The sequence below is a fragment of the Gordonia westfalica genome, from assembly GCF_900105725.1.
Classification (GTDB): Bacteria; Actinomycetota; Actinomycetes; order Mycobacteriales; family Mycobacteriaceae; genus Gordonia; species Gordonia westfalica.
Window position 1 is genome coordinate 1,548,848 of the sequence record NZ_FNLM01000034.1, and the last position, 24,970, is coordinate 1,573,817.

Annotated in this window: 14 protein-coding genes and 3 rRNA genes; 1 reads left to right on the forward strand and 16 read right to left on the reverse strand. The window is 65.7% G+C overall.

From position 1 onward, the window contains the following. The first annotated feature begins 29 nt into the window (after positions 1-29). The gene (locus BLU62_RS12585; RefSeq protein WP_074849911.1) at positions 30-1,868 is read left to right on the forward strand and encodes a flavin-containing monooxygenase; all 1,839 of its coding nucleotides are present in this window, start codon (positions 30-32) and stop codon (positions 1,866-1,868) included. A 148-nt stretch (positions 1,869-2,016) separates the two neighbouring features. On the opposite strand, the gene rrf is transcribed toward BLU62_RS12585, so the two are convergent. From rrf to pheS, 16 genes are all read right to left on the reverse strand, one after another. Next, a 5S ribosomal RNA gene (rrf, locus tag BLU62_RS12590) occupies positions 2,017-2,133 on the reverse strand. 144 nt (positions 2,134-2,277) lie between these two features. Next, positions 2,278-5,412: ribosomal RNA gene (locus BLU62_RS12595) — 23S ribosomal RNA — on the reverse strand. A gap of 490 nt (positions 5,413-5,902) precedes the next feature. After that, positions 5,903-7,425, reverse strand: a 16S ribosomal RNA gene (locus BLU62_RS12600). Together the 16S, 23S and 5S rRNA genes form the textbook arrangement of a ribosomal RNA operon. Before the next feature lie 437 nt (positions 7,426-7,862). Next, positions 7,863-9,209, reverse strand: a complete 1,347-nt coding sequence (tyrS, locus tag BLU62_RS12605) for a tyrosine--tRNA ligase (RefSeq protein WP_074849912.1) — start codon at positions 9,207-9,209, stop codon at positions 7,863-7,865. A gap of 74 nt (positions 9,210-9,283) precedes the next feature. Then, positions 9,284-9,499, reverse strand: a complete 216-nt coding sequence (locus BLU62_RS12610) for a Trm112 family protein (RefSeq protein ID WP_074849913.1) — start codon at positions 9,497-9,499, stop codon at positions 9,284-9,286. 5 nt (positions 9,500-9,504) lie between these two features. Next, on the reverse strand, positions 9,505-12,501 hold the full coding sequence (locus tag BLU62_RS12615; RefSeq protein WP_074849914.1) for an AMP-binding protein: 2,997 nt from the start codon (positions 12,499-12,501) through the stop codon (positions 9,505-9,507). 82 nt (positions 12,502-12,583) lie between these two features. Further along, entirely contained in the window at positions 12,584-14,035 is a 1,452-nt protein-coding gene (gene argH, locus BLU62_RS12620; RefSeq protein ID WP_074849915.1) for an argininosuccinate lyase, read from the reverse strand. After that, on the reverse strand, positions 14,032-15,231 hold the full coding sequence (locus BLU62_RS12625; RefSeq protein ID WP_074849916.1) for an argininosuccinate synthase: 1,200 nt from the start codon (positions 15,229-15,231) through the stop codon (positions 14,032-14,034). The genes argH and BLU62_RS12625 overlap by 4 nt, the downstream gene beginning before the upstream one ends. A gap of 160 nt (positions 15,232-15,391) precedes the next feature. After that, the gene (locus BLU62_RS12630; protein WP_074849917.1) at positions 15,392-15,898 is read right to left on the reverse strand and encodes an arginine repressor; all 507 of its coding nucleotides are present in this window, start codon (positions 15,896-15,898) and stop codon (positions 15,392-15,394) included. Positions 15,899-15,942: 44 nt separating this feature from the next. Next, positions 15,943-16,866 (reverse strand): ornithine carbamoyltransferase, encoded by a 924-nt coding sequence (gene argF, locus BLU62_RS12635; RefSeq protein ID WP_074849918.1) that lies wholly within the window; start codon positions 16,864-16,866, stop codon positions 15,943-15,945. Beyond that, positions 16,863-18,065, reverse strand: coding sequence for an acetylornithine transaminase (locus BLU62_RS12640; protein ID WP_074849919.1), 1,203 nt, complete (start codon positions 18,063-18,065; stop codon positions 16,863-16,865). The genes argF and BLU62_RS12640 overlap by 4 nt, the downstream gene beginning before the upstream one ends. Further along, positions 18,062-18,985, reverse strand: coding sequence for an acetylglutamate kinase (gene argB / locus BLU62_RS12645; protein WP_074849920.1), 924 nt, complete (start codon positions 18,983-18,985; stop codon positions 18,062-18,064). Before argB ends, BLU62_RS12640 begins: the two co-directional genes overlap by 4 nt. Next, on the reverse strand, positions 18,982-20,256 hold the full coding sequence (gene argJ, locus BLU62_RS12650; protein ID WP_074849921.1) for a bifunctional glutamate N-acetyltransferase/amino-acid acetyltransferase ArgJ: 1,275 nt from the start codon (positions 20,254-20,256) through the stop codon (positions 18,982-18,984). Before argJ ends, argB begins: the two co-directional genes overlap by 4 nt. Then, complete coding sequence (gene argC / locus BLU62_RS12655) at positions 20,253-21,311, reverse strand: N-acetyl-gamma-glutamyl-phosphate reductase (RefSeq protein ID WP_074849922.1); 1,059 nt, start codon at positions 21,309-21,311, stop codon at positions 20,253-20,255. The genes argJ and argC overlap by 4 nt, the downstream gene beginning before the upstream one ends. A gap of 72 nt (positions 21,312-21,383) precedes the next feature. Next, positions 21,384-23,855 carry a phenylalanine--tRNA ligase subunit beta gene (gene pheT / locus BLU62_RS12660; protein ID WP_074849923.1) on the reverse strand — a complete coding sequence of 824 codons (2,472 nt, stop codon included), beginning with the start codon at positions 23,853-23,855 and terminating at the stop codon, positions 21,384-21,386. 55 nt (positions 23,856-23,910) lie between these two features. Further along, positions 23,911-24,963, reverse strand: a complete 1,053-nt coding sequence (gene pheS / locus BLU62_RS12665; RefSeq protein ID WP_074849924.1) for a phenylalanine--tRNA ligase subunit alpha — start codon at positions 24,961-24,963, stop codon at positions 23,911-23,913. Between the last annotated feature and the right edge of the window lie 7 nt (positions 24,964-24,970).

Below are 24,970 nucleotides of genomic sequence, written 5' to 3' on the forward strand. Positions count from 1 at the left end.
GGCCCACCCGGAACTGTTGAGGAGAGACAATGACCCAGACGCTGGAGCCGGTCGTCAGCACCGACCGCACACCGCAGCAGCGAATCGACGCGTGGCTGGAGGAGTTCGAGGCGGCCCTGTCGGCCCTCGACGTCGGTCGTGCGACGAATGCGTTCCTCACCGACAGCTACTGGCGCGACCTCACCGCCTTCACCTGGAACATCAAGACGGTCGAGGGCCACGAGCAGATCAGCGACATGCTGACGGCCCGTCTGGCCGACACCCGTCCCGCCGGCTTCGCGACGACCGAGGACGCCACCGACGACGGTGACGGCGTCGCGTCGGCGTTCATCTCCTTCGAGACCGCTGTCGGACGCTGCGAGGGTCACGTGCGTATCCGCCCGGATTCGGACGGCACCGACCGCGCGTGGACGCTCCTCACCACGATGCAGGAGCTGAAGGACCACGAAGAGCGCCGCGGCCCGACCCGCGTGCTCGGCGCTGTACACGGCTCCGATCCGGACACCCGCTCATGGGCGGAGAAGAAGGCCGACGAGGAACTCGAACTCGGTCGCACCGTTCAGCCGTACGTCCTCGTCATCGGCGGCGGGCAGGGCGGCATCGCGCTGGGAGCACGCCTCCGCCAGCTAGGGGTGCCGTCGATCGTCGTGGACCGTCATGACCGACCCGGCGACCAGTGGCGCAAGCGGTACAAGTCCCTGTGCCTGCACGACCCGGTCTGGTACGACCACCTCCCGTACCTCCCCTTCCCGGAGAACTGGCCGGTGTTCGCTCCCAAGGACAAGATCGGCGACTGGCTCGAGTTCTACACCAAGGTCATGGAGGTCCCCTACTGGAGCAAGACCACCTGCCTGTCCGCCGATTACGACGAGGAGCAGGAACGCTGGACCGTCGAGATCGACCGTGACGGCGAGCGCCTGACACTCCATCCGACGCAGCTCGTGCTGGCCACGGGTATGTCCGGCAAGCCGTCGATCCCGACCGTTCCGGGTCAGGACATCTTCGCCGGCGAACAGCACCACTCCAGCCAACACCCCGGCCCCGACGCCTACGCCGGCAAGAAGGTCGTCGTGATCGGGTCGAACAACTCCGCTCACGACATCTGCAAGGCCCTGGTGGACAACGGCGTCGACGCCACGATGGTGCAGCGCTCGTCGACGCACATCGTGAAGTCGGATTCTCTTCGATCGATTGCTCTCGGCGGGCTCTACAGCGAGGAAGCGGTGGCCTCCGGGATGACCACCAAGAAGGCCGATCTCACCTTCGCGTCGCTGCCCTACCGGATCATGCACGAATTCCAGGTGCCGGTGTACAACCAGATCCGCGAGCAGGACAAGGAGTTCTACGACCGTCTCGAGGCGGCCGGCTTCAAGCTCGACTTCGGTGACGACGACTCGGGTCTGTTCATGAAGTATCTACGACGCGGCTCGGGCTACTACATCGACGTCGGCGCCAGCGAGCTCATCGCCAACGGCACCATCAAACTGGTCCAGGGGCAGCTCGATCACCTGACCGAGACCTCCGTCGTCCTCTCCGACGGCACCGAACTCGAGGCCGACGTCGTGGTCTACGCAACCGGGTTCGGATCGATGAACGGCTGGGCCGCCGACCTGATGGGTCAGGACGTGGCCGATCGCGTCGGCAAGGTCTGGGGCCTCGGCTCCGACACCACCAAGGACCCCGGTCCGTGGGAGGGCGAGCAGCGCAACATGTGGAAGCCGACGCAGCAGCCGGGTCTCTGGTTCCACGGCGGCAATCTGCATCAGTCCCGCCACTACTCGCTGTACCTGGCACTGCAGCTCAAGGCACGGTACGAGGGTCTGGACACCCCGGTCTACGGCCTGGCCGAAGTGCACCACCTCAGCTGAGTACTCAGAGACGGGAAATGCCCCGCGACGACGAGGTCGCGGGGCATTTCTGTGTCTCAGACGGCCGGCCGGGCCGGCCGCAGAAACCCACCGGGAAATGCATTGTGGCCCTACACGATTACTCGTGTAGGGCCACAATGGAAATTGTGTTCGGCGGTGTCCTACTCTCCCACACTGATTAAGGTGCAGTACCATCGGCGCTGGAGGGCTTAGCTTCCGGGTTCGGAATGGGGCCGGGCGTTTCCCCTCCGCTATGGCCGCCGTAACTCTATAAAACAACCCACAACAGGCTATTTGTTTGTTGTGTGTTGTTTCAGAAGTGTCATAGTGGATGCGATCACACGGGGGGCTACGCCCCCGTGAACCCCAAAAAAACATGTAGGGGTCTTGCTGTGTGAACAACAGTGTTGTTGGTAAGTCCTCGGCCGATTAGTACCAGTCACCTGAACACATTACTGTGCTTACAGTTCTGGCCTATCAACCCCATGGTCTGTAGGGGGCCTTAACCCTGCTAAGAGGGTGAGAAACCTCATCTTGGAACAGGCTTCCCGCTTAGATGCTTTCAGCGGTTATCCCTTCCGAACGTAGCTAACCAGCGGTGCCCTTGGTAGGACAACTGGCACACCAGAGGTTCGTCCGTCCCGGTCCTCTCGTACTAGGGACAGGTTTCCTCAAGTTTCTTACGCGCGCGGCGGATAGAGACCGAACTGTCTCACGACGTTCTAAACCCAGCTCGCGTGCCGCTTTAATGGGCGAACAGCCCAACCCTTGGGACCTACTCCAGCCCCAGGATGCGACGAGCCGACATCGAGGTGCCAAACCATCCCGTCGATATGGACTCTTGGGGAAGATCAGCCTGTTATCCCCGGGGTACCTTTTATCCGTTGAGCGACACCGCTTCCACTTGCCGGTGCCGGATCACTAGTCCCGACTTTCGTCCCTGCTCGACATGTACGTCTCACAGTCAAGCTCCCTTGTGCACTTACACTCAACACCTGATTGCCAACCAGGCTGAGGGAACCTTTGGGCGCCTCCGTTACATTTTGGGAGGCAACCGCCCCAGTTAAACTACCCACCAGGCACTGTCCCTGAACCCGATCAGGGTCCGAGGTTAGAAGTCCAATACGATCAGAGTGGTATTTCAACAACGACTCCATGAACACTGGCGTGCCCACTTCACAGTCTCCCACCTATCCTACACAAACCGAACCGAACACCAATACCAAGCTATAGTGAAGGTCCCGGGGTCTTTTCGTCCTGCCGCGCGTAACGAGCATCTTTACTCGTACTGCAATTTCGCCGAGTCTGTGGTTGAGACAGCAGAGAAGTCGTTACGCCATTCGTGCAGGTCGGAACTTACCCGACAAGGAATTTCGCTACCTTAGGATGGTTATAGTTACCACCGCCGTTTACTGGGGCTTAAATTCTCAGCTTCACCACCGAAGTGATTAACCGGTCCTCTTAACCTTCCAGCACCGGGCAGGCGTCAGTCCGTATACATCGTCTTACGACTTCGCACGGACCTGTGTTTTTAGTAAACAGTCGCTTCTCTCTGGTCTCTGCGACCCACACCAGCTCAAACCGTAAAGATCGTCACCAGTCTGGGTCCCCCTTCTCCCGAAGTTACGGGGGCATTTTGCCGAGTTCCTTAACCACAGTTCTCTCGATCGCCTTAGTATTCTCTACCTGACCACCTGTGTTGGTTTGGGGTACGGGCCGTGTACCAACTCACTAGAGGCTTTTCTCGGCAGCATAGGATCATGGAATTCACCACTTCGGCTACGCATCACCTCTCAGGCTGCATGTGTTCCGGATTTGCCTAGAACACGCCCTACAGGCTTACACCAGTACAACCACTGACTGGCCCCACTACCTTCCTGCGTCACCCCATCGCTTGCCTACTACCAGCCAAGGTCCCATGCATCACCCCACCCGGCACCCGAAGGTGCTCCCGGGGGATCTGGATGGTTAGTACAACTGATTCAGCATGGGCGCGGATACACGGGTACGGGAATATCAACCCGTTGTCCATCGACTACGCCTGTCGGCCTCGCCTTAGGTCCCGACTCACCCTGGGCGGATTAGCCTGGCCCAGGAACCCTTGGTCATTCGGCGGAAGAGTTTCTCACTCTTCTTTCGCTACTCATGCCTGCATTCTCACTCCCACACCCTCCACCACTAGATCACTCTGCGGCTTCCACGGATGCAGGACGCTCCCCTACCCACCCACACACCTGGTTGATTCTCCGTAGAAAACCAACGGGCTGTTGTGTGAGTGCCGCGGCTTCGGCGGTGTACTTGAGCCCCGCTACATTGTCGGCGCAGGATCACTTGACCAGTGAGCTATTACGCACTCTTTCAAGGGTGGCTGCTTCTAAGCCAACCTCCTGGTTGTCTTCGCGACCCCACATCCTTTTCCACTTAGTACACGCTTAGGGGCCTTAGCCGGCGATCTGGGCTGTTTCCCTCTCGACTACGAACCTTATCGCCCGCAGTCTCACTGCCACACTCTCACTTACCGGCATTCGGAGTTTGGCTGACGTCAGTAACCCTGTGGGGCCCATCGGCCATCCAGTAGCTCTACCTCCGGTAAGAAACATGTGACGCTGCACCTAAATGCATTTCGGGGAGAACCAGCTATCACGGAGTTTGATTGGCCTTTCACCCCTACCCACAGCTCATCCCCTCCATTTTCAACTGAAGTGGGTTCGGGCCTCCACGACGTCTTACCGTCGCTTCACCCTGGCCATGGGTAGATCACTCCGCTTCGGGTCTAGACCCGGCGACTCTTACGCCCTATTCAGACTCGCTTTCGCTACGGCTACCCCACACGGGTTAACCTCGCCACCGAGCACTAACTCGCAGGCTCATTCTTCAAAAGGCACGCCATCACCCACAGCCACAAGGACTGCACAGGCTCTGACGGATTGTAAGCGTCCGGTTTCAGGTACTATTTCACTCCCCTCCCGGGGTACTTTTCACCTTTCCCTCACGGTACTTGTCCGCTATCGGTCACCAGGAAGTATTCAGGCTTACCGGGTGGTCCCGGCAGATTCACAGCAGATTCCACGAGCCCGCTGCTACTTGGGCATCCATCACGCAAGACCATGTGTTTTCAGCTACCGGACTCTCACCGTCTACGGCAGACCATTCCAGGCCACTTCACCTAACACACGATTTTCTGACTCACGCTTCCACAGGCAGATGGAAGAAGACGAACCCCACAACACCACACACACAACCCCTACCCGGTATCACATGCGCATGGTTTAGCCTCATCCGCTTTCGCTCGCCACTACTCACGGAATCACATATTGTTTTCTCTTCCTATGGGTACTGAGATGTTTCACTTCCCCACGTTCCCTCCACACCCCCTATACATTCAGAGGTGGGTAACACGACATCACTCGTGCTGGGTTTCCCCATTCGGACACCCTCGGATCACAGCTCGTTTGACAACTCCCCGAGGACTATCGCGGCCTACCACGTCCTTCATCGGCTCCTGGTACCAAGGCATCCACCGAACGCCCTTACACACTTACAACAACACCTACACCCACAGGGGCTCCGCCCCGTGAACCCCCAAAAACCAGGGCCCACCAAGAGACACAATCCCCCACCAGTGTAGACATCACAAAAACATTTCTGCTAAATCACAGACCAACAAAAAATTGTTGATTTGAAATAAAGATGCTCGCATCCACTATGCACTTCTCAAACAACACACACCATCCCACCGCCCACACCTCCGCGCCCCATCACAGGACACCTCACCAGCATGATTGGCCGAACAGCTAGGTCAAAGACAACCCACACACACCCGAAAGCATGCCGCGTGTTCTCTCAGAACCCCGATAGCGTGACAATGAACCCACCGGCCTCACGACCTGGCAGCAACCCAACTGCCACCACCATGTAGCGGCAACAGTCATCGGTTTGTCTGATGTTTCACCCTCGAACACACCCGCCGTGACTCATTCGGCCACAGAAGCGGGGGTCCACGGGGCCAAGCCCCCGTGCGTTGTGCTCCTTAGAAAGGAGGTGATCCAGCCGCACCTTCCGGTACGGCTACCTTGTTACGACTTCGTCCCAATCGCCGATCCCACCTTCGACAGCTCCCTCCCACAAGGGGTTAGGCCACCGGCTTCGGGTGTTACCGACTTTCATGACGTGACGGGCGGTGTGTACAAGGCCCGGGAACGTATTCACCGCAGCGTTGCTGATCTGCGATTACTAGCGACTCCGACTTCATGGGGTCGAGTTGCAGACCCCAATCCGAACTGAGACTGGCTTTAAGGGATTCGCTCCACCTCACGGTATCGCAGCCCTCTGTACCAGCCATTGTAGCATGTGTGAAGCCCTGGACATAAGGGGCATGATGACTTGACGTCATCCCCACCTTCCTCCGAGTTGACCCCGGCAGTCTCCTGCAAGTCCCCGGCATAACCCGCTGGCAATACAGGACAAGGGTTGCGCTCGTTGCGGGACTTAACCCAACATCTCACGACACGAGCTGACGACAGCCATGCACCACCTGTACACCAACCACAAGGGAACATGTATCTCTACATGCGTCTGGTGTATGTCAAACCCAGGTAAGGTTCTTCGCGTTGCATCGAATTAATCCACATGCTCCGCCGCTTGTGCGGGCCCCCGTCAATTCCTTTGAGTTTTAGCCTTGCGGCCGTACTCCCCAGGCGGGGTACTTAATGCGTTAGCTACGGCACGGAACTCGTGAAATGAGCCCCACACCTAGTACCCACCGTTTACGGCGTGGACTACCAGGGTATCTAATCCTGTTCGCTACCCACGCTTTCGCTCCTCAGCGTCAGTTACTACCCAGAGACCCGCCTTCGCCACCGGTGTTCCTCCTGATATCTGCGCATTTCACCGCTACACCAGGAATTCCAGTCTCCCCTGTAGTACTCAAGTCTGCCCGTATCGCCTGCACGCCTACAATTGAGTTGCAGAATTTCACAGACGACGCGACAAACCGCCTACGAGCTCTTTACGCCCAGTAATTCCGGACAACGCTCGCACCCTACGTATTACCGCGGCTGCTGGCACGTAGTTGGCCGGTGCTTCTTCTCCAGGTACCGTCACTCACGCTTCGTCCCTGGTGAAAGAGGTTTACAACCCGAAGGCCGTCATCCCTCACGCGGCGTCGCTGCATCAGGCTTGCGCCCATTGTGCAATATTCCCCACTGCTGCCTCCCGTAGGAGTCTGGGCCGTGTCTCAGTCCCAGTGTGGCCGATCACCCTCTCAGGTCGGCTACCCGTCGTCGCCTTGGTAGGCCATTACCCCACCAACAAGCTGATAGGCCGCGGGCCCATCCTGAACCGCAAAAGCTTTCCACCCCAGAGCATGCACTCCAAGGTCATATCCGGTATTAGACCCAGTTTCCCAGGCTTATCCCAGAGTTCAGGGCAGATCACCCACGTGTTACTCACCCGTTCGCCACTCGAGTACCCAGCAAGCTGGGCCTTTCCGTTCGACTTGCATGTGTTAAGCACGCCGCCAGCGTTCGTCCTGAGCCAGGATCAAACTCTCCATGAAAAAATAGCGAAACAAAACCAACCCCCCAAAAGGCGCCGGCGTTTCAACACAATCAGGAAAGCAAAACCTGACCAATCCAAAACTAGCTTTTCGTGTGACACCCAGACGGGGCCGAGCGCCACACACAAAATAAACATCTACATCCACAAAAGATGCTCGATGCCACAATATGGCATCAGACAATTCATCATCACACTATCGAGTTCTCAAAGAACACACACCCACCAGACGTCCTCGTCACGAGTCCGGCTCCGATGAGCCCTCCCAGAGCGCGAGAAATTCTCACGATCTTGTTCTTGGGAGTGGCCCCGCACAGGCGGCCCGAACCAGTGGTTCGGGCACTTCGACCTCCCCGGTGCTTGCGGCTCCGGGGGAGTTGCTCTCTGCGGTGCGTCGATTAAGTTACACAGGTGCGAACAACGCGTCAAATCGCCTGGTCAGAGGGTTAGTCTGGCGCCGGCAAAACTCTTCTTGCCGCGTCGGACCACCATCCAGCGTCCATGGAGCAGGTCAGAGTCGGCCGGCTGCCAGTCCGGATCGGTGATCTTGGTGTTGTTGACGTAGGCGCCACCCTCGGACACCGCACGACGCGCAGCCTTGTTGCTCTCGGACAGCTTCGTGTCGACGAGCAGCTGGATGATCGTCGGTCGCTCCTCCTGGTACTCCGCGATGACGGTCTCCCCCACGGCCGCGGCGAGGGTGGCCTCGTCGAGTTCGCCGAGCTCCGCACGTCCGAACAGTGCCTGGCTGGCGAGCTCGACCGCGCGGGTGTTGTCCTCCCCGTGGATCAGCGTGGTCATCTCGGCGGCGAGCTTCTTCTGCGCCAGACGCAGGTGGGGCTTCTCCTCCGTCGCCTGCTCGAGCTCGGCGATCTCCTCACGTCCGAGGAAGGTGAACCACCGCAGGTAGCGCATCACGTCGGCGTCGGCGGTGTTCATGAAGTACTGGTACCAGGCGTACGGGGTGGTGAGCTCCGGGTCGAGCCACAGACTGCCGCCGCCGGTGGACTTGCCGAACTTCTTGCCGTCCGACGACGTCACGAGCGGCACGGTCAGAGCGTGCAGGGACAGACCGTCGAGTCGACGTCCCAGGTCGACGCCGCCGACGATGTTCCCCCACTGATCCGAGCCGCCGATCTGCAGCAGGCAGCCGTACCGGCGGTTGAGCTCGACGAAGTCGTTGGACTGCAGGAGGAGGTAGCTGAACTCGGCGTAGCTGATGCCGTCACCCTCGAGGCGCCGCTTCACGGTGTCCCGGGCGAGCATGACGTTCACAGAGAAGTGTTTGCCGAGGTCGCGCAGGAACTCGATGGCCGAGAGCTGTCCGGTCCAGTCGAGGTTGTTGACGACGAGCGCGCCCGTCGGGGACTCGTCGATGTCGACGAAGCGACGCAGTTGGGCGTCGATCCGGCCGGCCCACTCGGCCACCGTGTCGGGAGCGTTCATGGTGCGCTCCCCCACCTCACGGGGATCACCGATGAGTCCGGTCGCTCCACCGGCGAGGACGATCGGCCGGTGACCGGCGAGCTGGAAACGCTTGAGGGTCAGCAGCGGTACGAGATGACCCGCGTGCAGGCTCGACGCGGTCGGGTCGAAACCGGCATACAGCGTGAGCGGCCCGTCTGCCAGGGCCTCGCGCAGTGCATCGAGGTCGGTGGACTGCGCGATCAGGCCCCGCCACTCGAGTTCGTCGAGGATGTCGACGGGCGCGCTCCCGCCAGCTGCGGTCCCGGTCCGGGCGATCTCTTCGGTCGAGTTGGTGGTTCCCTCAGTCTCAGCACTCACCCCTCGATCTTGTCATCCATCGAGATCGGGGTTCGGACGAGGTGACGCCTGTGTGCGCCGGACCAGGTGCGCCGCTACTGCCCGGCGATGAGCCGCTCGTGCTCGGCGTCGTCGACCTTGCGCGCCTCGTCGATGAGCATGACGGGGATTCCGTCGGCGTCGATCCGGTACGCGACGTGCAGGCGCGGGTTGTAGAGCTCGTCGCCGGCGTTGATCAGCGGGCCGTGGTCCTGCGGGCAGGCCAGCCGCTCGCGCACGATCGGGTCGATGGCCTCAGCGCGTGTCGTCACGCGGCTCAGCCTAGGGCATCGCCGACGGACGATCCGCCCCAGTCCAGCTTCTCGGCGATTGTCCTGGTGTACCGCCGGTATCGGCCTTCCTCATCGCGATACCAGGTGCGCGGGCCCGGCTTCGGAAGCCCTTCGGCGGCGAAGGCGGTGCTCAGCGGGCGGAACGACGCCGAGTGCGGGATCTCGTCGACCACCCGGATCAGGTGCGGCCGCAGTTCGGCGGGGAACTCCCCCAGCGCGATGCGCAGTTGGGTGACGGTGAGCGAATCGGGCTTCGCGTCCGGACACAGCGTCAGCGCGGCCACGAGCACCTGGTGGCCGGGCTCCCCCACCCCGTAGGCGACAACCCGGTCGACGCCCTGCATGCGCGACAGCGCGTGAGTGATCGGCGGGATGAACGCCGGGCCCGCCTCGGTGCGGACGACGCGGTCGGTGGCACCGAGGAAGTACAGATCGCCGTCGGCATCACGGACGAACAGATGTCCCGACACCTCCCACCGGTCCCGGCTGGTGAACACATCGCGGAGCACCGTGCCGTTGGTGTCGAACTTGTGCTTGGCCTTGGCCAGCAGCAACCCGACCTCACCGGTCTCGGCCCGACGGACGAAACCGGACTCGTCGATCAGCAGGCGATCGGCCTCGATGTCGTAGGCCGCGACCTCGACCGGGTTGGTCTCCGGCAGCGGCCGGCCGACGGAGGAGAGTTTGTCGCCGGAGACGTTGGCCAGGATCGCCGAACCGTCGGCGGTGGCGAAGAACTCGAGGATGCGGGCACGCGGGAAGCTGCTGCACACGTCCTCCCACAAGCCGGCCGACATCCCCGAACCCATGAAGAGCCGGATCGGGTTGTGCTGGTTGATACGGAAACCGGGATCGCGTACGACCGGGCTCAGCATCGACCAGGTGTAGGACACGACGGTCACGCCGTAACGCTGCACCTCGGTCGAAAAGGTCTCCGGATCGATGCCGTTCGACAGCGCTATCCGAGACCTGCCGACCACCGTGGCGCCGAGAGTCGTCAGCAGGCCGGACGCGTGATGCAGGGGCGGCAGGCAGTAGACGGTGTCCCGATCGGAGAGGGCCGCCGCCGATGCCGCGCCGAACGCCGACATCGCGAACCGGTGGTTGGTGACCGGCCAGGGGACGAGCTTGCCGCGGGAACGGCTGAACAGGATGAACGCGAGGTCGCCCGCGAGTCCGGGGTCCGGCCGGTACCAGGTGGGCAGGACGACCTCCGCCGGGTCGATCTGCTCCATGTCGATGATCGTGGCGCCGTCGACACCGTCGATGGCGCGGGACTGGCCGCTGCCGCCGCCGAGGACCAGGACCCGGTCCGACGCCGCGGTCGCGAGGTCCAGGTTGGTCGGGTCGGTGACGATCACCGAGCTGTCGGCGAGACGCATCATCTCCCGCACATCGGCGTCGGCGGCGAGCAGCACCGACACAGCGCCGAGACGGGCCAGTGCCGCGACCACGACCAGCGCGCTCGGGCGGGTGTCCATCAGAACGCCGATGTGCTGCCCCGGCCGCACACCGCACTCGATGAGACCGGCGACGACGTTGTTGATGCGGGCGTCGACCTGGGCGTGGGTCAGCACCCGGTTCTCGAACAAGAACAGCTCGTTGTCGCCGTGTTTCTTCGTGTTCTCCGCCATCAGCTTGGACAGCGAGATCCGGGTGCCGCTCTGGATCTGGCCGAGGCGCAGGAGTCGCGGCACGGTGCGCACCGACTCCGAGGCGACGGCCCGCGATGTCCGCTGCAGCGAGTTGACCAGTGCGAGCAGTTCCCGGGAGGCCGCGGTCCCGGCGTCGGCGACCGATCCCATGCCGTGGGTGATGCGCGATGACAAGCTGATGCCGCCGCCCTGCCCCGGCTCGACGAGCGCCATCTCACCGATGAGCTCCGGTCGGGTCGCGTTGGCCGACAACCAGTTCACCCAGTCGGCCGTGGTGGGCCAGGTGTGCTGGCCGGCCGTGGAACCCACCACCAGCCCGAAATGCCCGACCGGCAGCGTGGACTCGTAGACCTCGGCGTCGGGTGCGGCGCGAACGATGCCGCGCACCGCGGCCGGCTGACCGATGTCGTCGGCCTCGCCGACGAACGCCAGCACCGGGCAGGTGATCTCGGTGAGGGACACGAGGTCACCGTTGATCACGAAGCCACCGGACACCATGCGGTTGTGCGCGACGAACTGCCGCAGCAGTTCGGCGATGGCCGGCCCGGACCAGGCGACCCACCCGTCGGCCTCGAGGAACCGGCGCTGGTCCTCCCGCGGCAGGAGGGCCTCCCGATCGTGGAGACGGCGGAGGAAGTCGATGCGGCTACGTACGGTCTTGACCGGATCGAGTAGCTGGAAGCCGGTGCGCGCCATCCAATCCCGCACCCACAGGTTCTTCACCAACGCGCTGTCGGCGAGGAACTCCGCGGCCGGTGCCACCAGCCCCGCAGGCAGCCCGAGGGGCAGCGCCGCGAGGACGTCGACCGGGCTGCCGAAGGTGATGAGGCTCGCGATCCCCTTCGACCGTCGGTACGCCGCGGCCTGATAGGCAAACATTCCGCCCTGCGAGTACCCGGCCAGGTGGATGTCGCGTCCGGTCGCCTCGATGATCAGGTCGATCGCGTGGCTGATGGCCACCACGTGGTCGGCGAGGTTGCGCTCCATCCCGCCCTCTTCGGCGTCGGGAGACCCGAAGTCGATCACCCACGGCGTGATGCCGTGGCGATGCAGGATGGACACCGCGCCGTTGTGTTCGGTCACGTCGTAGACGTTGGCGGACACCATCATCGGCGGTACGAGGACGATGTTCGGGCCGGTGGACGGCTCGTTCGGGAAGTACCGGCGCAACCGGAACATCTTCTGCGTCTCGACGATCGCGAAGGGGGCCGGTTCGGTCCCGGTCTCGAGTCCGCCGAAGCGGAGCACCTCGAGTCCGTTCTGGGCGGTCGCCACCACTCGGCTGACCACACCGCCCAGGTCCGGGATCCCGTCCAAACCCACCATCGCGTCGATTCCTCCCCGTCGTCAGCGAGACGTGCACCACCGACTTCGGTGACACACGTCACTCTACCCACTCAGAAGTGGTTCAGCGTCGTCCTCCGGGACCGGCGTCCCAGCGTGTCCGCAGGTCCGCCGACTGCGCCGACACCACGTCTATCTGCCGTCGTACCTGATCCGGCGCGGTCCCGCCATGCGCGTTGCGCGACTCCACCGATCCGCGCACCGTCAGCACCTCGCGCACCGCGGGGGTGAGCGACGGGTTGATGCCGGTCAGCGTCTCGTCGTCGAGTTCGTCGAGGCCGATGCCCCGCGACTCGGCCTCGCGGACACAGGCTCCGGCGACCTCGTGGGCGACACGGAAGGGCATGCCCTGCCGGACCATCCACTCGGCGATGTCGGTGGCGAGGGTGAACCCGGCCGGGGCCAGTTCCGCCATCCGGTCGGTGTGGAACTCGAGCGTCGCGACCAGACCGGTCACGGCCGGCAGCAGCAGTTCGAGCTGAGCCACCGCGTCGAAGACCGGTTCCTTGTCCTCCTGGAGGTCCCGGTTGTACGCCAGCGGCTGCGCTTTGAGCGTCGCGAGCAGACCGGTCAGGTCGCCGATCAGCCGGCCGGCCTTGCCGCGCATCAACTCGGCGACGTCCGGGTTCTTCTTCTGCGGCATGATCGAGCTGCCCGTCGACCAGGCGTCGGCCAGCGTCACGTACCCGAATTCCGGTGTGCTCCAGATGATCACCTCTTCGGACAACCGGGAGAGGTCGACCGCGATCATCGCGAACACGAACGCCGCCTCGGCCGCGAAGTCGCGGGACGAGGTGGCATCGATGGAGTTCTCGGCCGGGGCGTCGAACCCGAGGTCGGCTGCGATGGCTGCCGGGTCGAGACCCAGCGACGAGCCCGCCAGGGCGCCGGAACCGTACGGCGAGACCGCGGTCCGGCGATCGGCGTCGGCGAGCCGGTCGATGTCGCGCAGCAGCGGCTGCGCATGCGCCAGCAGGTGGTGGCCGAGCAGGACCGGCTGGGCCGCCTGCAGGTGCGTCTTGCCGGGCATGATCGCGTCGGGATGCGCGGCGGCCTGGGCGGTCAGCGCATCGACGACGTCGAGCAGCCCGAGCGCGACCCGCCGCATGGCGGCGCGCAGCCACATCCGGAACAGCGTGGCGACCTGGTCGTTGCGCGACCGGCCGGCACGCAGCCGCCCACCCAGCTCGGGCCCGACGCGTTCGATGAGCCCACGCTCGAGCGCACCGTGGACGTCCTCGTCGGACTCCGCGGGGCCGAAGCTCCCGTCGGCGACGTCGGCCGCCAGACGGTCGAGACCGTCGAGCATGCCGGTCAGGTCGTCATCGGTGAGCAGGCCCGCCTTGTTCAGCACGCGGGCATGCGCTTTGGACGCCTGGACGTCGAACGGTGCCAGGGCCCAGTCGAAATGCGTCGACTTGCTCAGGGCGGCCATCGCCGCGGCCGGACCACCGGCGAAACGGCCGCCCCAGAGCGAACCCTCGTTGGTCGTCCCGCAGGTCTGCTCGTCACTCACAGATTCAGGTCCCGCTTCGCCGAGATCTTGGAGGACAGACCGTGCAACTCGACGAAGCCGCGGGCGGCCGACTGGTCGAAGCTGTCGCCCTCGTCGTAGGTCGCCAGGTTGAAGTCGTAGAGCGACTCGGGGCTGCGACGTCCGGTGGCCGCGATGTGGCCGCCGTGCAGGACCAGTCGGATCTCACCGGAGACGTGCTGCTGCGTCGAGTCCACGAAGGCGTCGAGCGAACGCTTGAGCGGCGAGAACCAGAGACCGTCGTAGACCAGCTCGGCCCACTTGCGGTCGGTGCCGCGCTTGTAGCGGCCCAGCTCGCGCTCGATGGTGACGTGCTCGAGCTCCTCGTGAGCGCGGATCAGCACCATCGCGCCCGGTGCCTCGTAGACCTCGCGGCTCTTGATGCCGACGAGGCGGTCCTCGACGACGTCGAGGCGTCCGACACCCTGTGCACCGGCGCGGCGGTTCAGCTCCTCGATGGCCTGCAGCACGGAGACCGGCCGGCCGTCGATGCTGACGGGGCGACCCTTGTCGAAGCCGATGATGACCTCGTCGGGGGTGTTCCAGTTGACCGTCGGATCCTCGGTGTAGCTGTAGACGTCTTTGGTCGGCGCGTTCCACAGGTCCTCGAGGAAGCCGGTCTCCACGGCGCGGCCCCACACGTTCTGGTCGATCGAGAACGGCGACTTCTTGGTCACGTTGATCGGGATGTCGTTCTCCTCGGCGAAGGCGATGGCCTTCTCGCGGGTCCACGCGTAGTCGCGGACCGGTGCGATGACCTCCAGATCGGGTGCGAGCGTGGCGAAGCCGACCTCGAAGCGGACCTGGTCGTTGCCCTTGCCGGTGCAGCCGTGGGCGACGACGGTGCCGCCGTGGTCACGGGCGGCGGTGACCAGGTGCTTGGCGATCAGCGGACGCGACAGCGCCGAGACCAGCGGGTAGCGGTCCATGTAGAGGGCGTTCGAGGTGATCGCCGGGAGGCAGTACTCGTCGGCGAATTCGTCACGGGCATCGACGACGACGGCCTCGACCGCGCCGCAGTCGAGGGCGCGCTGACGGATGACGTCCATGTCCTCGCCGCCCTGCCCGAGGTCGAGAGCCACGGCGACGACCTCCTTGCCGGTCTCCTTCTGGATCCAGCTGATCGCGACCGAGGTGTCCAGGCCGCCCGAGTATGCGAGTACGACACGTTCTGCCATGAGGTGAAGCTCCTGTTCTAAGCGATGACCCGAGTCCATCATCGGCCCCGGGGTTCCGACCACACCGTCCGGGTCTCGGTTGGCGGTGCGATCGGTTTCGGTTCTTGTCGTTTCCGGCCGGCGGGGTGCGCGGCCGGTGGTGGTGGCGGCAGGGCGGGGGCTACACGAGGCCCTCGATCCGTTTGGCGAGTTCGGCGCCGTCGAGCGGCTCGCGGGCGACCACGAAGATCGTGTCGTCGCCGGCGATCGTGCCCACCACGTCGGGTAGCCGGGCGCGGTCGAGAGCGGCTGCCAGGTAGTGCGCGGCGCCCGGTGGGGTGCGCAGGACAGCGAGGTTACCGCTGCTGTCGGTGGACACCAGCAGCTCCGACACCAGGCGGGACAGCCGGTCGGTACCACCGGACACCCCGCGAACCGGCGAGCCGTCCTCCGGCACCACGTAGACGCCTGCACCGCCGTCGGCCGCCCGCAGCTTCACCGCACCGAGCTCGTCGAGATCGCGCGACAGAGTGGCCTGCGTGGCCTCGATCCCCTGCTGCGCCAACAGCCGCTGCAGCTCGGACTGGCTGCGCACCTGGTTGGTCGACAGGATGTCGATGATCCGCGCATGACGCCCCGCGCGGGTCGCGGCGAGGCGATTCTCCGAGGGTTCGGCGCCTGCTGTCACTGTTCGTCCTGTGTCACTGCTCGTCCTGCATTGCCGATGTCATCTCACTGGTGCTCCAGAAGCCAGATCAGCAGGGCCTTCTGGGCGTGCAGACGGTTCTCGGCCTCGTCGAAGACGACGCTGCGCGGGCCGTCGATCACCGAGCCGGTGATCTCGTCGCCACGATGCGCCGGCAGGCAGTGCAGCACGATCGCGTCGTCGGCGGCGTGGGCGAGGAGCTCGTCGTTGATCTGGTAGGGCCGGAAGGGCGCGGTGCGGTCCTTGCCGTCCTCCTCCTGACCCATCGACACCCAGGTGTCGGTGACCAGGACGTCGGCGCCCGTGGCGGCGGCGACCGGGTCGGTCACGAGTTGCACCGATCCCCCGGTCTCGGCGGCACGACGCTCGGTGTCGGCGATGATCGCCGGGTCGGGCTGGAAACCCTCGGGCGCGGAGATCGTGACGTGCATGCCGGCGGTGACGCCGCCCAGTCCGAGCGAGTGGGCCATGTTGTTGGCGCCGTCGCCCAGATAGGTCATCTTGAGGCCCTTGGGCGACCCCTTGTGCTCGATGATCGTCTGGAGATCGGCGAGTATTTGGCACGGGTGGAACTCGTCGGACAGCGCGTTGACGACCGGGATGGTGGCCGTCGACGACAGCGCCTCGAGCCGGTCCTGGCCGAAGGTGCGCCACACGATCGCGTCGACGAAACGGGACAGCACCAGGCCGGTGTCCTCGAGGGTCTCCTCGCGGCCGAGCTGGGTGGTACGACCGTCGACGACCACCGCGTGACCGCCGAGCTGGGCGATGCCCACCTCGAAGGAGAACCGGGTGCGCGTGGAGTTCTTGTCGAAGATCACCCCGACGCCGCGAGGCCCCTCGAGCGGACGGAAGGCGAACGGCTTCGCCTTCACCTCGGCGGCGAGGGCGAGGACCTCGGCCTGTTCCGCGGGGGTGAGGTCGTCGTCGCGCAGGAAGTGACGCGTCATGCCCTGTCTCCCTTGTCGTTCTGGGCCGCCGCAGCGGCGGTGTCGAGTAGTCCCGGCAGGGCGTCGACGAAAGTCTGTCCCTGTTCCTCGGTGATGATCAGCGGCGGTGCGAGCCGCACCACGTCGGGAGCCGGTGCGTTGATGAGGAATCCCGCGTCGCGGGCCGCGGCCTCGACGCGACCCGACAGCGGCTCGGTGAGCACGATGCCGAGCAGCAGACCGGCGCCCCGCACGTGCGAGATCAGCGGGTGATGGAGGTCCTCGATCCCGGTGGCGATCGTCTTGCCCACGGCGGCAACGTGATCGGTGAGGCCTTCGGATTCGATGACCCCGAGCACCGCGAGTGCGGCGGCCGCGGCGACGGGATTGCCGCCGAAGGTCGTGCCGTGCTGGCCGGGTTCGAAGAGCTCGGCGGCCGCACCGGTGGCGATACACGCACCGATAGGCAGTCCGCCGCCGAGGCCCTTGGCGAGCGTCATCACGTCGGGCACCACCCCCGCCTGCTGGTGGGCGAAGAAGGTACCGGTCCGCGCGACGCCGGTCTGCACCTCGTCGAGGATCAGCAACGCGCCGCGCTCGCTGGTGATGCGCCGGGCCGCTGCGAGATAGTCGGCGGGCGGCACGATCACTCCGGCCTCACCGAGGATCGGTTCGAGGATCACCGCGGCGGTCTGATCGGTGACCGCGGCGTCGAGCGCCTCGATGTCGCCGTAGGGCACGAAGCGGACACCGGGCGGCATCGGCTCGAACGGCGCACGCTTCGACGGCTGCCCGGTCATGGCGAGGGCGCCCATCGTGCGACCGTGGAATGCCTTCTCGGCGGCCACGATCTCCGGCCGGCCGGTGCGGCGCGCGATCTTGAAGGCGGCCTCGTTGGCCTCGGTGCCGGAGTTGCAGAAGAACGCACGGCCGGGATGACCGAAGCGATCGAGCAGCTTCTCCGCGAGTTCGACGACCGGCGGCGAGATGTACAGGTTCGACACGTGCCCGAGCGTCTGCAACTGGGTCGTGACGGCCTCGACGATCGCCGGATGCGCGTGACCGAGGGAGTTCACCGCGATCCCGCCGAGCAGGTCGAGGTAACGCTTGCCGTCGGCATCGGTGACGTACGCCCCCGAACCGCCGACCAGGGCGATCGGCGGGGTGCCGTAGTTCTTCATCAGCGACTGGCCCCAGCGCTGCTGCAGCGGTGCGGTCACTGTTCCTCCTCATGCGGGTCGACGACGGTGGTGCCGGTGGAGCTCTCGGTCAGTAGCTGGGCGAGCACGGAATGGGCGACGCGGCCGTCGATCACGTGGGCGCGTTCGACTCCCCCGTTCACTGCACGCAGGCAGGCCTCCATCTTCGGGACCATGCCCGAATCCAGCGACGGGAGCAGACCGGCCAGGGCGTCGGTGTCGATCTGGGACACCAGACACCCACGGTCGGGCCAATCGGTGTACAGCCCTTCGACATCGGTCAGCATGACCAGTCTCGACGCACCGAGCGCCTCGGCGAGCGCGCCGGCCGCGGTGTCTGCGTTGATGTTGTGGACGACGCCGTCGCGATCGGGGGCGATGGTCGAGACCACCGGGATACGACCCGCGGCAACGAGATCGAGCACCGCCGAGGTGTTCACCGAGGAGATGTCACCGACGAGTCCGATGTCGGTGGCGACGCCGTCGACCATGACCTTCCGGCGCGCCGCGGTGAACAGGTGGGCGTCCTCACCGGTGATGCCGACCGCATATGGTCCGTGACGGTTGATGAGCCCCACGAGTTCACGGCCGACCTGGCCGAAGAGAACCATCCGCGCGACGTCCATCACCTCGGGTGTGGTGACCCGGAAGCCACCCTTGAACTCGCCCTCCAGGCCGAGCTTCTTCAGCATCGCCGAGATCTGCGGTCCGCCACCGTGCACGACGACGGGGTGCATGCCGCAGGCCCGCAGGAACACCATGTCGGCGGCGAACGCCTTCTTCAGCTCGTCGTCGACCATGGCGTTGCCGCCGTACTTGACGACGATGGTCGCGCCGGCGAGTTCCTGCAGTGCGGGAAGCGCTTCGGCGAGGATCGTCGCCTTGTGCAGACCAGCGGACGGATCGATCTTCGGAGCCGATTCCGGTGTGGTGCCGCTCATGACGAGTACGCCGAGTTCTCTTCGACGTACGCGTGCGAGAGGTCGGTGGTCCGGATCGACGCAGAGGCGTCGCCGAGCTTCAGATCGACGAGCACGTCGATGTCGGGCCCGGACAGGTCGACGTCACGTGCACCCGGCACCCCACAACCGTTCTCGCACACCGGGGATCCGTTGAACGACACGGCGATCACATCCGGGTCGATCCGGACCGGCGACGCGCCGACGGTGGCCAGCACCCGGCCCCAGTTGGGGTCGGAGCCGAACATCGCCGTCTTGACCAGGGAATCGCGTGCCACGAACCGGGCGACGGTCACCGCGTCGTCCTCGGTCTGTGCACCCGTGACCGTGATGGTGACCCGCTTGGTGACGCCCTCGGCGTCGCCCTGCATCTGGGCGGCCAGATCGTCGCAGACCGCGAACACGGCCTCGTCGAGATCGGCCTGCTCGACCGGGATCTGGCTGGCACCCGAGCTCAGCAGCAGCACCGTGTCGTTGGTGGACATGGAGCCGTCGATGTCGAGCCGATCGAAGGTCCGCTGCGTCGCGCGGCGCAGCGCGGTGTCGAGCTGTTCGGGGGTCGCCGCGGCGTCGGTGGTGAGCACCACGAGCATCGTCGCGAGCGACGGCGCCATCATCCCGGCACCCTTGCCCATGCCGCCGACGTTCCACCCCTGGGGATGGTGCAGCGCAGCCTGTTTCGGCACGGTGTCGGTGGTCATGATCGCGTGCGCGGCGTCGGTGCCGCCGGTGAGTCCGCCGCCCATCTCCTGGACGATGTCGGTGACGCCGGCGAGGACCTTGTCCATCGGCAGTCGATCGCCGATGAGGCCGGTCGAGCACACCGCGACCTCGACGGCGCCGGTACTGGTCCCCCAGTTGCTCAGCGCTTCGGCGACGGCTTCGGCGGTCTTGTGGGTGTCCTGGAATCCGCCGGGTCCGGTGCAGGCGTTGGCGCCGCCGGAATTGAGGATCACGGCGCGCAACGCGCCGGTGGTGAGGACCTGCTGGGACCACAGCACGGGAGCTGCCTTGACCTGGTTGCTGGTGAAGACACCGGCGGCCGAGTGATCCGGCCCCTCGTTGAACACGAGCGCGAGGTCGGCGGCACCGGATGCCTTGATGCCGGCCGCGATTCCCGCCGCGCGGAATCCGAGTGGCGCGGTGACACCCTGCTCACGGACGAGCCGCGGGTGATCGCCGGGGGCGCCGCCCTCGATCCGGTCCGGATCCGGTTGTCCGTTCTGAATTCCGGTCCCCTCAACGCCTGTCATGGTGCCACTCCCACGGTGCTCAGTCCCTCGTTCTCTGTCCAGCCCAGCGCCAGATTCATCGACTGGACCGCCGCGCCACCGGTCCCCTTGGTCAGGTTGTCCACGGCGCCGACGACCACCAGGGTCTGGGCGCGCTCGTCGACGGTCACGCCCAGCTGCACCGCGTTCGACCCGATGACCGAACCGGTGGCCGGCAGACGCCCCTCCGGCAGTACGTGAATGAATTCCTCGTCGGCGTAAGCCTTTTCGTAGACCTCACGCGCCTCGTCACCGGTCGCGGTGGTCCGTGCGGTGCACGTCGCGAGGATGCCCCGGGCCATCGGCGCGAGGATCGGGGTGAACGAGACGGTGACGGGCTGTTGCGCCGCCTCCGACAGCGCCTGCGAGATCTCCGGGGTGTGCCGGTGGACCCCGCCGACGCCGTAGGCGCGGGCCGATCCGATGACCTCGGAGGCGAGCAGGTCGACCTTCGGCGACCGACCGGCGCCCGACGCGCCGCTGACCGCGACCACGGTCACGTGCGGCTCGGTCAGGCCGGCGGCGATGGCCGGAAGGAGCGACAGGATCGACACCGTCGGGTAGCAACCCGGTACCGCGATCCGATTCGCGTCCTTGAGGACCTCCCGGTTACCCGGGAGCTCGGGTAGTCCATACGGCCAGGTGCCCGCATGGTCGCCGCCGTAGTACGCGGTCCAGTCACCCGGGTCGCTCAGCCGGAAGTCGGCACCGCAGTCGATGATCAGGGTCGTCGGCGGCAGGGCGTCGGCGATGACCGCCGATGCACCGTGCGGCAATCCCAGGAACACGACATCGTGGCCGCCGAGGATCTCGGGGGTGGTCTCCTCGAGAACCCGGTCTGCCAGCGGCAACAGGTGCGGATGGTGGGCCCCGAGCGTGGTGCCGGCGTTGCCGCCGGCCGTCAGCGCGCCGATCTCGAGCTCTCCCGATCGGAGACGGGGATGCCCACAGAGAAGTCGCAGGATCTCACCGCCCGCATAGCCGCTCGCGCCGGCCACCGCGACCTTCACCTTGTTGGTTGAGCTTGTCGAAGCCATGCAATCATTATGCACCGGCATGCAAATCAATACATCGACGGGGTGGTGTCGGTGGTCGTCCCCTTCACGGTGTCAGCGGAGGCGGGCGCCCACCCGTTCGGCCGCGGCGTCGACCGCAGCCAGCTTGGCGGTGTTGGCCTCTTCCTCCGTGAGCGTCCTGTCACTCGCACGGAAACGCAGCGAGAAGGTCAGCGACTTGTTGCCCTCGCCGACCTGTTCGCCGGTGAAGACGTCGAACAGGGCGATGTCCTCGAGGAGCTCACCCGCACCCTCGCGCAGGGCCGCCTGGACCTCGGCGGCCGGCACCTCACCCGCGACGACGACGTTCACGTCCTGCAGGACGGCCGGGAACACCGACACCGTCGGAGCGGGCAGCACCTCACGAAGCGGCAGCGCGTCGATGTCGATCTCGACGGCGCACGCCCGCTTGGGCAGGTGGGCGCGTTCGAGAACCGCCGGGTGGAGCTCACCGGCGTATCCGACGGTACGGCCGTCGACGGTGAGCCGGGCGCAACGACCCGGATGCCACGGCCGATGATCGGCCGCGACGAGCTCGACCTCCACGCCGGCGGCGCGAGCGATCGTCCGGGCCGCCTCGAAGGCGTCGAGGTAGTCGGCGGCACGTCCCGGACCCCACGGCCCCGCGGGGTCGCGGAGACCGGTCAGGACGACGCCGACGTGTAGTGGCTGATGCGGCAGCGAGGCGTCGAGCGCTGCGATGTCCTCGTCGCTCGGTCGTCGGGTCACGTCCAGCGCGGGGACCGGGGTGACATGGTCACCGGCGATGACGACCTGGCCGATGGTGAACAGCGACAGGTCGCGCTGGCCGCGGGCGATGTTGCGCGCGGCCATCTCGAGCAGACCCGGCAGCAGCGTCGTGTTGAGCTCGGGGCGGTCCGACTCGAGAGGGTTGAGGACCTTGACGACGCGCCGGCGCTCGTCGTCGGCGGGCAGATCCCACAGGTCGAAGACCCCGGCGGGCATGAACGGGTAAGGGAGCACCTCGACGTATCCGTCGAGCGCGAGAGTGCGTCCGACGCTGCGTCGGCGACGCTGCTTAGGGCTCAGACCCGTGCCGCCGGGTGCACGCGGCACGACGGCCGGGATGCCCTCGAGACCTTCGAGACGCAGCACCTCCTCGACGAGGTCGGCGCGCTGCTTGAGGTCGGGACGCCACGACGGCGCGACGACGTCGAGGGTGTCGGTGCCGGTGACCACGCAGCCCACCTCGGTGAGGCGCGCGGCGGTGGTGCCCGCCGGGTAGCCGATGCCCGCGACGCGGTCGGGCTCGTCGGCGGCGATGCTGATCGCCGACGGGAGCGGGGTCACGACGCGTGCCTCGGACAGCGGCGAGGAGATGGTGCCGCCGGCGATCTCCACGATCAGCCGGGCTGCGCGATCGGAGGCCACCGCGGTGATCTCCGGATCGACGATGCGCTCGAAGCGCTTGCTCGCCTCGGAGGTCAGCTTGTGGCGCTTGCCGGTGCGGAAGACGCGGACGGGGTCGAAGGTCGCCGACTCGAGCAGCACGGTGGTGGTCTGATCTCCCACCTCGGTGGCGCCGCCGCCCATCACGCCGGCCAGCGCGATCGGTCCGGTCTCGTCGGCGATGACGACGTCCTCGGGGTCGAGCACCCGGTCGACCTCGTCCAGGGTCCGCAGCTTCTCCCCCGGCTTCGCCGAGCGGACGGTGACGGTGCCGGTGATGCGATCGGCGTCGAAGGCGTGCAGCGGCTGACCGAGTTCGATCATCACGTAGTTGGTGACGTCGACGATCGCCGAGATCGGCCGGATGCCGGCGACCATGAGTCGCTTCTGCATCCACCACGGTGAGATGGCCGACGGGTCGACGCCGCTGATCACGCGGGCAGTGTAGCGGGTGGCACCGGAGCCGTCCTCGATGGCGACGGGCCACGGTGTGCCCTCGGCGGTCACATCGGCTTCGACCACACCCGGATCGACGAAGGGCACCTCGAAGCTGCTCGCCAGCTCGCGGCCGAGACCGCGGATCGAGAAGGCGTAACCGCGGTCCGGGGTGACGTTGACGTCGATCGCGGCGTCGTCGAGTCCGAGCACCTCGCGGGCGTCGGCGCCGGGCTCTGCCGTGCCGGGTGCGAGCACCAGGATGCCGCTGTGGTCGTGGCCGATGCCGAGTTCCGACACCGAGCAGATCATGCCGTCGGAGACGCGGCCGTAGGTCTTGCGCGAGGCGATCTCGAACGGGCCGGGCAGCACGACGCCGGGCAGTGCGGCGACGATGAGGTCACCCACGGCGAAGTTGCGGGCGCCGCAGACGATGCCTCGCGGTTCGGCCTCACCGACCTCGACGGTGCAGAAGCGGATCGGCTTCTTGAACTCGGTGAGTTCCTCGATCGTCTCGACGCGACCGATCACCAGTGGGCCGGTGATCTCCGGGAACTTCTCGATGTCCTCGATCTCGAAACCGACGCGGACGAATCCCGCGTCGATCTCCTCCGTGGTGGCCGACCACTTCGGGTCGCCCGAGCGCAGGACCTCGGTGTACCAGGATTGTGGTGCACGCACTGTGTATCAACTACTTTCGTCGCGTCGTGGAAGTCTTGAGGAGGCTCGCCGGAGATCAGGCGGCCGGACCGAATGGGAGGGTGAACCGGATGTCACCCTCGACCATGTCGCGCATGTCGGAGATGTCGTTGCGGAACTGCAGGGTGCGTTCGAGTCCCATGCCGAAGGCGAAGCCGGAGTAGACATCCGGGTCGATTCCGCTGGCGCGCAGCACGTTCGGGTTGACCATGCCGCAGCCGCCCCACTCGACCCAGCCCGGACCGCCCTTCTTGGCGGGGAACCACACGTCGACCTCGGCCGACGGTTCGGTGAACGGGAAGTACGAGGCACGCATCCGGGTGGTGGTCTCCGGCCCGAAGAGTGCCCGCGCGAAGGTCTCGAGGGTGCCGCGCAGGTTCGCCAGGGTCAGACCCTTGTCGACGGCGAGGCCCTCGATCTGGTGGAAGACCGGGGTGTGGGTGGCGTCGAGCTCGTCGGTGCGGAACGTGCGGCCGGGGCAGGCCACGTAGATCGGCAGGTCGCGGTTGAGCATCGAGCGCACCTGCACCGGCGAGGTGTGCGTACGCAGCACCTGACGCGAACCCTCCGGCGCGATGTAGAACGTGTCCTGCATCGACCGCGCCGGGTGATCGGGCAGGAAGTTGAGGGCGTCGAAGTTGTGGTGCTCGGTCTCGACCTCGGGCCCCTCGGCGATCTCCCAGCCCATGCCGACGAAGACGTCGGCGACCTGCTCGGCGATCACGGTGATGGGATGGCGTGCACCGACCGGGCGGCGACCGCTGGGGAGGGTCACGTCGACCGACTCGGCGACGAGCACCGCGGCGTCACGCTCGGCCTCGAGGACCACGGTGCGCTTCTCGAGCGCTGCGGTGACGCGGCCACGAACCTGGTTGACGAGCTTTCCGGCCTCCGACCGCTCTTCCTTGGGGAGGCTGCCGAGTGCGCGTCGGGCCAGCGCGATCGGTGAGCGGTCGCCGAGGTGCGCGGACTTCGCCGCGGACAACTGGTCGAGGTCGGCCGCCGCCTCGAAGGCCTCCACGGCCGACGCCGCGGCCGCCTCGAGGTCGTCGGGTCCGGGGAATACCGTTTCGTCGGCGGAAGTGGCCACGGTCGGC

What these genes read in the sequence shown, in the direction of transcription:
- BLU62_RS12585 (WP_074849911.1), top strand. Translation starts at nt 30, where the DNA reads ATGACCCAGACGCTGGAGCCGGTCGTCAGCACCGACCGCACACCGCAG.
- BLU62_RS12615 (WP_074849914.1), bottom strand. Translation starts at nt 12,501, where the DNA reads ATGGTGGGTTTGGACGGGATCCCGGACCTGGGCGGTGTGGTCAGCCGA.
- BLU62_RS12625 (WP_074849916.1), bottom strand. Translation starts at nt 15,231, where the DNA reads ATGGCAGAACGTGTCGTACTCGCATACTCGGGCGGCCTGGACACCTCG.
- argF (WP_074849918.1), bottom strand. Translation starts at nt 16,866, where the DNA reads ATGACGCGTCACTTCCTGCGCGACGACGACCTCACCCCCGCGGAACAG.
- argB (WP_074849920.1), bottom strand. Translation starts at nt 18,985, where the DNA reads ATGAGCGGCACCACACCGGAATCGGCTCCGAAGATCGATCCGTCCGCT.
- argJ (WP_074849921.1), bottom strand. Translation starts at nt 20,256, where the DNA reads ATGACAGGCGTTGAGGGGACCGGAATTCAGAACGGACAACCGGATCCG.
- argC (WP_074849922.1), bottom strand. Translation starts at nt 21,311, where the DNA reads ATGGCTTCGACAAGCTCAACCAACAAGGTGAAGGTCGCGGTGGCCGGC.